This window comes from Streptomyces sp. NPDC007162, from assembly GCF_040634175.1.
Classification (GTDB): Bacteria; Actinomycetota; Actinomycetes; order Streptomycetales; family Streptomycetaceae; genus Streptomyces.
Genome location: NZ_JBEYFC010000383.1, coordinates 1 through 8,920 on the forward strand (window position 1 = coordinate 1; position 8,920 = coordinate 8,920).

Here is an 8,920-nt window from a genome sequence, read left to right on the forward strand (position 1 = left end):
GGTGACACCTTCCTGACCCGCAGCGCGGTGGAGTTCCTGGCCGCCTCGGTGCGGCTGCGCCGGCGGACGGTCTGGCTCAGCCGGGCCGCGGTGTCCCGGGACGCGATCAGGGCGGTGGAGGGCTCCTGATCAGCGTGCGGTGAACTGCACAGGGAGTTCCCGTAGCCCTCGCATGATGAGCCCGCCCCGCCAGCGCAGGTCGGCGGGGGGTGCCGCGAGCTGGAGGTCGGGGAGACGGCGCAGCAGGGTTTCGAGCGCGGTACGGCCTTCGAGACGGGCCAAGGGGGCACCGAGACAGTAGTGGATGCCGTGGCCGTATCCGAGATGCTGATTGTCCACGCGGGCCAGGTCGAGGGTGTCGGGCTCAGGGAACCGTGCCGGATCGCGGTCGGCGGCGGCAAGGACGACAAGCACCGGGTCGCCGGTGGCGATCCGTTGGCCGCCGATGGTGAGGGGTTCGGTGGCGTACCGCCAGGTGGCCAGCTCCACCGGTCCGTCGTAGCGGAGCAGCTCTTCGACCGCGGTGTCGAGCAGCCCGGTGTCGCCGGCCTCGATCGACTGCAGGAGCCGTGCCCGTTGTGCGGGGTTGCGCAGCAGTGCGTACACGCCGTTGCCGATGAGGTTGATGGTGGTCTCGAAACCCGCGAACAGAAGCACGAAGCACATTGCGGCGGCTTCGTTCTCGGTGAGGTGTTCCCCGTGGTCGGAGGCGCGGATGAGCCCTGAGATCAGGTCATCGCCGAGGTCACCGCGTTTGCGGTGGATGAGTTCGGCAAGGTAGTCGCGGATCTTCTTGACGGACCGGGCGACGCCGCCGCGCGGGCCTCCTCCGTGCCGGATCATCATGCCGGCCCACTCGCAGAACTTGTCCTGGTCCTCGTGCGGCACGCCGAGCAGGTCGCAGATCGCGTAGATGGGAAGGGGGAAGGCGAAGTCGTGGATGAGGTCGGCCCTGCCCTGCGGAGCGAACCGGTCGATGAGGTCATCGGTCAGCTCCTGCACACGAGGCGCCATGTGTGCCACACGGCGCGGAGTGAACGCCTTGGAGACGAGGCGGCGCAGACGTGTGTGGTCCGGCGGGTCGATATTGAGCAGATGCGTCATGAGGTTGGCGCTGCGCTCACCGGGGATGCCGGTTCTGCTCTTGCCGTGTGCATCCTCGGCGTGATGGTCGGGATTCTTCGAGAGCCGCCCGTCCGCGAGAGCCTGACGTGCGTCGGCGTAGCGGGTCACCAACCATGCCTCCACCCCGCTGGGAAGCTTCGTCCAGTGAACGGGGGAATGCTGGCGCAACCAGGCGTAGGCCGGGTAGGGGTCGGCGGCGAACTCCCAGCTGAAGAGTTCAGGAGCGGTGTTCGGGACGTTCACGGGAAGACCGTATCCGGAGGCGGTCCGTGCACGCCGTCTCGGGGCGGTCGAGCAGAACGTGAGGCGCGCTCACGTCTGTGATCTTCACGTGATCTGCAAGGGATTGACTTGTGACAAGTGATCGTCTGCCGATACGTTCACCCATCAGCGCGGCGCCCCTGCGGGACCCGTCGCGCAGGTCACCGCTGTCGCTCGAAAGGTTTCCGCATGCTCTCCGGGAACGGTCGTCACCGTCGCCCCCGTCAGGCTCCGGCTCTTCTCGTCGCGGCCGGAGTGACCGGCTCCGCCATCGCGATCCCGCTGCTCGGTGCGGCGAGCGCCAACGCGGCCGACGGCACCACCTGGGACAAGGTGGCCGAGTGCGAGAGCGCCGGCTCGTGGAGCATGGACAGCGGCAACGGCTACTACGGCGGGCTGCAGATGTCCCAGGATGACTGGGACAAGTACGGCGGCACGGACTACGCCGCCACGCCCGACCAGGCGAGCCGTTCGCAGCAGATCGCGGTCGCCGAGAAGATACTCGCCGACCAGGGCACCAAGCCCTGGCGGACCTGCGCCCTGCTGGCCGGGCTCTCGTCGGACGACGTCTCGGTGAACGTCGACACGGGCCTCGACGGATCGAATGATTCGTCCGGTTCCTCCGATTCCGCCGACTCGTCCTCCGGGCTGTCGGACTCGTCCTCCTCGACCGACTCCGGTGCCTCGTCCACGGCGAAGGGTTCCGGGACCGAATCCGCGTCCCCCGCCCCGAGTTCCAGTGCGAGCGGCGACTCCAAGGCGGCCACCCCCGACAAGTCGGGCAAGGAAGACAAGGCAGGCAAGTCGACGCCTTCCGCCTCCGCCGCCACGGAGGCGAGCGAGAACCCGGTGGTCCCGGACGCAGGTGACGACTCGGACAATTCGTGGCAGACCGGCAGCTCTTGGAGCCTGGTCGACACGGGTGCCGTCAGTGGCGGTGGCAAGCATCGCGGTGACTCGGCGGATGAAAACGTGACAAACGGTCAGAAGGCGGCATCCTCCGGTCGTCACGCCTCCGTCGACGCCGGCACCTACACCGTCCGCGACGGTGACACCCTCGCCTCCATCGCCGACTCCCTTGGTCTCGACGGCGGGTGGCGCGCGCTCTATGCCGCGAACAAGGCGGACATCGGCACCGACCCGAACGACATCGCCCCCGGTCAGACCCTGAAACTCGGCAGCGAAACGGGCCAAAAGTAGCGGGAGTTGGCGTCCCGCTTCGAGGTTAATGTCTGTTTTGGTGAAAGTGTGGGATGAGTCTCAGAAGCCCTGATCATCTTTGAAATTCACCTGATCGTCTGTTTACGGTCAAGGCCGCTCGTCACCACGAGCCCCGGCTGTCGCAACGCCGAGTCCTGCCAGCGGCCGCCCGGGAACAGTCGTCGCGTCAAGCGCCGTAGGCAGGAGCGGGGGACCCAAGGTAAGCGCCGGGTCCGGCAGTTGAGCCCTCAGGGGCCTCACGGCCGAAAGGCCGCCGGAACCGGCTAGGGGTGGAGCCGCGCGTCTCGCGAAAGCGGACGTGCGGCCGGGCAACTCAACCGGCCCGAACCCGACAGCTCACCTCGCAGGCGTCGGTGAGGGGATCTTCCATGCTGTTTTCCGGCAAGGGCAAGCACCGTCGTCCGTCCAAGGCCGTCCGCGCCATCGCCGTCGCCGGTGTCACCGGTGCCGCCGTCGCCGCCCCGCTGATGGCGGTCGGCAGCGCCTCCGCCGCCACCGCCTCCGAGTGGGACACCGTCGCCCAGTGCGAGTCCGGTGGCAACTGGGCCATCAACACCGGCAACGGCTACTACGGCGGTCTGCAGTTCTCCGCCTCCACCTGGGCCGCGTACGGCGGCACCGCCTACGCCCCGCAGGCCAACCAGGCCACCAAGGCGCAGCAGATCCAGATCGCCGAGAAGGTCCTCGCCGCCCAGGGCAAGGGTGCCTGGCCGGTCTGCGGCAAGGGCCTGTCCGGCGCCGCCTACACGGGCGGCGGCTCCAGCTCCTCCGGCTCCAGCTCCTCCGGCTCGTCGAGCAGCGGCGCCGGCACGAGCAGCCGCACGACGGACACCCAGCCCGCCTCCCGGTCCGCCGAGCGTCCGGCCGCCAAGAAGACCGTCACCACTCCGACCGGCAAGAAGGTCAGGAAGGGCGACGGCGAGTACAAGGTCGTCAAGGGCGACACCCTCAGCTCGATCGCCGAGAAGCACAAGGTCAAGGGCGGCTGGCAGGCCCTGTTCAAGCTGAACAAGGACATCGTCGACGACGCCGACGTCATCTACCCGGGCCAGCAGCTGCACCTGAAGTAAGGCTCAGCCCCCGTCCCCCACGGGCCCCCGCTCCGGTGCGTTTTCCCCCGAACGCACCGGAGCGGGGTTTCTCTTTGCGGCCACACTCCTTGACCCGCTCTTCTCCCGTTCTTCATCGGGCCCCCCTTTGTTCCGCGCATGAACAATGAGTACCGTCAGGGTGTCCACGGGCCGGTCGGTCGGCTGGCTGACGGCCCTGGGACGGTTAGGCTCTAGTCGCAAGGCTGAGCAAGGGCCGACCAGGTCCGCGTGCGCCCCGCACAACCAGCGTCACATCCCAAGAAGGAGATGCTCGTGCCGTCCATCGACGTCGTCGTAGCCCGGGAAATCCTGGACTCCCGAGGCAACCCCACGGTCGAGGTCGAGGTCGGCCTCGACGACGGCAGCACGGGTCGTGCCGCCGTTCCCTCCGGCGCCTCCACCGGTGCCTTCGAGGCCATCGAGCTCCGTGACGGCGACCCCAACCGCTACCTCGGCAAGGGTGTCGAGAAGGCCGTCCTCGCCGTGATCGAGCAGATCGGCCCGGAGCTGGTCGGCTACGACGCCACCGAGCAGCGCCTGATCGACCAGGCCATGTTCGACCTGGACGCCACCGACAACAAGGGCTCGCTCGGCGCCAACGCCATCCTCGGTGTCTCCCTGGCCGTCGCGCACGCCGCCTCCGAGGCGTCCGACCTGCCGCTGTTCCGCTACCTGGGCGGCCCGAACGCGCACCTGCTGCCGGTGCCGATGATGAACATCCTCAACGGCGGCTCGCACGCGGACTCCAACGTCGACATCCAGGAGTTCATGATCGCCCCGATCGGCGCGGAGTCCTTCTCCGAGGCGCTGCGCTGGGGTGCCGAGGTCTACCACACCCTGAAGAAGGTCCTGAAGGGCAAGGGCCTGGCCACCGGCCTCGGCGACGAGGGCGGCTTCGCCCCGAACCTGGAGTCCAACCGCGCCGCGCTCGACCTCATCCTGGAGGCCATCAAGCAGGCCGGTTACGTCCCCGGCGAGCAGATCGCGCTCGCGCTCGACGTCGCCGCGTCCGAGTTCTACAAGGACGGCAAGTACGAGTTCGAGGGCAAGTCCCGCTCGGCCGCCGAGATGACCGAGTACTACGAGGAGCTCGTCGCCTCCTACCCGCTGGTCTCCATCGAGGACCCGCTGTTCGAGGACGACTGGGCGGGCTGGAAGGTCCTCACCGACAAGCTCGGCGACAAGGTGCAGATCGTCGGCGACGACCTGTTCGTCACCAACCCGGAGCGCCTGGCCCGCGGCATCGAGGAGGGCACCGCCAACGCCCTCCTGGTGAAGGTGAACCAGATCGGCTCGCTCACCGAGACCCTGGACGCCGTCGAGCTCGCCCAGCGCAACGGCTTCAAGTGCATGATGTCCCACCGCTCCGGCGAGACCGAGGACGTCACCATCGCCGACCTGGCCGTCGCCACCAACTGCGGCCAGATCAAGACCGGCGCCCCGGCCCGCTCCGAGCGCGTCGCCAAGTACAACCAGCTGCTGCGCATCGAGGAGATCCTCGACGACGCGGCGGTGTACGCCGGCCGCTCCGCGTTCCCCCGCTTCAAGGGCTGAGCCGGTACCCCCTCTAGTGGGTAAGGCTTAGCCAGTCGTACGAACGTCCCCGTACCCGGTCCCGTACCGTGTGCGGGGACGTACGCACGTATCAGGGAGGCGGGGACATGGCCGTGAGGGACCGGGACCGGTTCTCCACCGCGACCAGGCTCAAGCTGCTCGGCGAGCAGACGGCGGCCCGGGTCTACCGCTCCCAGACCAAACGTCAGGCCCGCCGATCCCGGCTCACCGGCCGTGCGGCGCTGCTCGCGATCGTGCTGTGCACGATGGTCGTGGCGCTCGCCTATCCGATGCGGCAGTACGTCTCCCAGCGCGCCGAGATCGCCGACCAGCAGCGTCAGCAGCGGCAGGCCAGACAGCGGGTCGAGCAGCTGCGCGACCTGAAGGCGCGGTGGCAGGACGACTCGTACGCCGAGCAGCAGATCCGGCAGCGACTGCACTACGTGATGCCGGGGGAGACCGGCTACGTCGTGATCGACCCCGGTGCCGCCAGGCAGGCGCGCGCATACCTCGGGGCGGCCGACCGGCCCTGGTACGCGAACGTCTGGGACGGCGTCGACAAGTCCGACGCGTCCGACCAGTGAACCGACAGAAAGCCACGCAGAACACAGTCATGCACACGCCTCCGCCCTCCACTCCGCGTACCGAGCCCACCGACGCCGACGTCGAGGCCTTCAAGCAGCAGCTCGGGCGGCCGCCGCGCGGGCTGCGGGCGATCGCGCACCGGTGCCCCTGCGGGCAGCCGGACGTCGTGGAGACCGCGCCGCGGCTGCCGGACGGGACGCCGTTCCCGACGCTGTACTACCTGACGTGCCCGAAGGCCGCGTCCGCGATCGGGACCCTCGAGGCCAACGGCGTGATGAAGGAGATGACGGCGCGGCTGGAGAGTGATCCGGAGCTGGCGGCGGCGTACCGGGCCGCGCACGAGGACTACATCCGGCGCCGGGACGAGATCGAGGAACTGACCGGGTTCCCCAGCGCCGGGGGGATGCCGGACCGGGTGAAGTGCCTGCACGTGCTCGTGGCGCACTCGCTGGCGGCGGGGCCGGGCGTCAACCCGCTCGGCGACGAGGCGATCGCGATGCTGCCGGAGTGGTGGGCCAAGGGGGCCTGTGTGACGCTCGCCGGTGACCACGCTTCGGCGCACACCCCGGAGGACGACAAGTGACCCGCGTCGCCGCCGTCGACTGTGGCACCAACTCCATCCGGCTCCTCGTCGCCGACGCGGACCCGGAGACCGGGGAGCTCGTCGACCTGGACCGGCGGATGGTGATCGTGCGGCTCGGGGAGGGGGTCGACCGGACCGGGCGGCTCGCGCCCCAGGCGCTGGAGCGGACCTTCGCGGCCTGCCGTGAGTACGCGGCGGTCATCAAGGAGTACGGGGCGGAGCGGCTGCGGTTCGTGGCCACCTCGGCGTCCCGGGACGCCGAGAACCGGGACGAGTTCGTGCGCGGCGTGCTGGACATCCTCGGCGTGGAGCCGGAGGTCATCAGCGGCGACCAGGAGGCGGAGTTCTCCTTCACGGGCGCGACGAGGGAGCTGGTGGGCCGCGACGACCTCGCCAAGCCGTTCCTCGTCGTGGACATCGGCGGCGGGTCGACGGAGTTCGTCGTGGGCGCCGAGCACGTGCGGGCCGCCCGGTCGGTGGACGTGGGCTGTGTGCGGATGACCGAGCGGCACCTGGTGCACGAGGGGCGGGTCAGCGATCCGCCGACCGAGGCCGAGACCGCCTCCATGTGGGCCGACATCGAGCGCGCCCTCGATCTCGCGGAGGAGACCGTGCCGCTGCGCGAGGCGCGCACCCTGGTCGGTCTCGCGGGCTCCGTCACCACCCTCGCGGCGATCCACCAGGACCTGCCGGAGTACGACTCCGCCGCCATCCACCACTCCCGCATCCCCTACGCCCGGGTCCGGGAGATCACCGAGTGGCTGCTGCGGTCGACGCACGCCGAGCGGGCGGCCGTTCCCTCCATGCACCCCGGCCGGGTGGACGTGATCGCCGCGGGCGCCCTCGTCCTTCAGTCGATCATGGAACGGGTGGGGGCGACGGAGGTCGTGGTGAGCGAGCACGACATCCTGGACGGCATTGCCTGGTCCCTCGCGTAGCCGTGTCGGAGGCCTCGACTGAGCAGGTCAGGTCTACGGATGAGCGGTTTTTCGGCCCGTGACACGCCGTGCCACGACACTCCGTCGGAAAGCTTCGTGAAGTTCTTCACAAGGAATTCGGCGCAGCTGAGGGGTCCGCAGGGGTCCGTTGGGCCGTAAGGGGTCTCAACAGGCCTTCGCGGGTGCTCAGGAGAGCGTCCAGGGAGCGTTCCGGGAGGCGCTCGTGCGGGTGACATCGGGTGCCCTCACGATGCCCCCGGAAGCCTGGAGAGGCAGCTCACGCGGCATTGACAACGGGTCGTATCGGAAGTGGGTTCCCCTCGGCGACCATGACCTGTGTCACGTGGGCCGCGGAGTGTAGCACGACCCCCGTGAAAGCTTGTGAAGGGGCGCACGAGCGGGCCTCTCCGGGCGGGTGGATACTCGATGCCATGAGCACCACGGAGCGTCCCAGGATCCTCGTAGTAGGCGGTGGGTACGTAGGCCTGTACGCAGCTCGGCGCATCCTCAAGAAGATGCGCTACGGCGAGGCGACCGTCACGGTCGTCGACCCCCGGTCGTACATGACCTACCAGCCCTTCCTCCCCGAAGCCGCCGCCGGCAGCATCTCCCCTCGGCACGTCGTCGTCCCGTTGCGACGCGTGCTGCCGAAGGCGGAGGTCCTCACCGGCCGGGTCACCACCATCGACCAGGACCGCAAGGTCGCCACGATCGCCCCGCTGGTCGGCGAGGCGTACGAGCTGCCCTTCGACTACCTGGTCATCGCACTCGGCGCGGTCTCCCGCACCTTCCCGATCCCCGGCCTCGCCGAGCAGGGCATCGGCATGAAGGGCATCGAGGAGTCCATCGGCCTGCGCAACCACGTCCTGGAGCAGCTGGACAAGGCCGACTCCACGACCGACGAGGAGATCCGCCGCAAGGCGCTCACCTTCGTCTTCGTCGGCGGTGGCTTCGCGGGCGCGGAGACCATCGGCGAGGTCGAGGACATGGCCCGCGACGCGGCGAAGTACTACAAGAACGTGTCCCGCGAGGACATGCGCTTCATCCTGGTCGACGCCGCCGACAAGATCCTCCCCGAGGTCGGTCCGAAGCTCGGCCTGTACGGCAAGGAGCACCTGGAGAGCCGCGGTGTGGAGATCTACCTCTCCACCTCGATGGACTCCTGCGTCGACGGTCACGTGGTGCTGAAGAACGGCCTCGAGGTCGACTCCAACACGATCGTCTGGACGGCCGGCGTCAAGCCGAACCCGGCGCTCGCCCGCTACGGTCTGCCGCTGGGCCCCCGCGGTCACGTGGACACCGCCCCCACCCTCCAGGTGCAGGGCACCGACTACATCTGGGCCGCGGGCGACAACGCCCAGGTGCCGGACGTCGCCGCCCGCAAGGCCGGCGTCGAGAACGCCTGGTGCCCGCCGAACGCGCAGCACGCGCTGCGGCAGGCGAAGGTCCTCGGCGACAACGTGGTCTCCGGCATGCGGGGCTTCCCGCAGAAGGAGTACAGCCACTCCAACAACCTGACCATCCAGGTGCGCAACATCGCCGAGGTCACGACGGCGGTGGCC

General features: G+C 69.2%; 8 protein-coding genes and 1 riboswitch. Of the genes, 7 read left to right on the forward strand and 1 reads right to left on the reverse strand.

Features of this window, described 5'->3' with window-relative positions:
• Nucleotides 1-129: 129 nt before the first annotated feature.
• A complete protein-coding gene (locus tag ABZ646_RS33185) occupies nucleotides 130-1,368 on the reverse strand; it encodes a cytochrome P450 (protein WP_360527189.1) in 1,239 nt (412 codons plus the stop codon).
• Nucleotides 1,369-1,575: 207 nt separating this feature from the next.
• Between ABZ646_RS33185 and ABZ646_RS33190 the strand changes: the two genes are divergently transcribed.
• The 7 genes from ABZ646_RS33190 to ABZ646_RS33220 form a co-directional block, all read left to right on the forward strand.
• Entirely contained in the window at nucleotides 1,576-2,586 is a 1,011-nt protein-coding gene (locus ABZ646_RS33190; protein ID WP_360527192.1) for a transglycosylase family protein, read from the forward strand.
• 182 nt (nucleotides 2,587-2,768) lie between these two features.
• Nucleotides 2,769-2,972, forward strand: a riboswitch (cyclic di-AMP (ydaO/yuaA leader).
• A gap of 3 nt (nucleotides 2,973-2,975) precedes the next feature.
• Complete coding sequence (locus ABZ646_RS33195) at nucleotides 2,976-3,677, forward strand: transglycosylase family protein (RefSeq protein ID WP_360527194.1); 702 nt, start codon at nucleotides 2,976-2,978, stop codon at nucleotides 3,675-3,677.
• A gap of 288 nt (nucleotides 3,678-3,965) precedes the next feature.
• On the forward strand, nucleotides 3,966-5,252 hold the full coding sequence (gene eno / locus ABZ646_RS33200) for a phosphopyruvate hydratase (protein WP_351710944.1): 1,287 nt from the start codon (nucleotides 3,966-3,968) through the stop codon (nucleotides 5,250-5,252).
• 107 nt (nucleotides 5,253-5,359) lie between these two features.
• Nucleotides 5,360-5,836: a septum formation initiator family protein gene (locus ABZ646_RS33205; protein ID WP_360527198.1), complete on the forward strand. Its 477-nt coding sequence runs from the start codon at nucleotides 5,360-5,362 to the stop codon at nucleotides 5,834-5,836.
• 29 nt (nucleotides 5,837-5,865) lie between these two features.
• Nucleotides 5,866-6,420: a DUF501 domain-containing protein gene (locus tag ABZ646_RS33210; protein ID WP_360527201.1), complete on the forward strand. Its 555-nt coding sequence runs from the start codon at nucleotides 5,866-5,868 to the stop codon at nucleotides 6,418-6,420.
• On the forward strand, nucleotides 6,417-7,358 hold the full coding sequence (locus ABZ646_RS33215) for a Ppx/GppA phosphatase family protein (RefSeq protein WP_360527203.1): 942 nt from the start codon (nucleotides 6,417-6,419) through the stop codon (nucleotides 7,356-7,358). Before ABZ646_RS33210 ends, ABZ646_RS33215 begins: the two co-directional genes overlap by 4 nt.
• 431 nt (nucleotides 7,359-7,789) lie before the next feature.
• Nucleotides 7,790-8,920 (forward strand): FAD-dependent oxidoreductase (locus ABZ646_RS33220; RefSeq protein WP_360527206.1); only part of this gene is annotated, 1,131 nt, incomplete at its 3' end.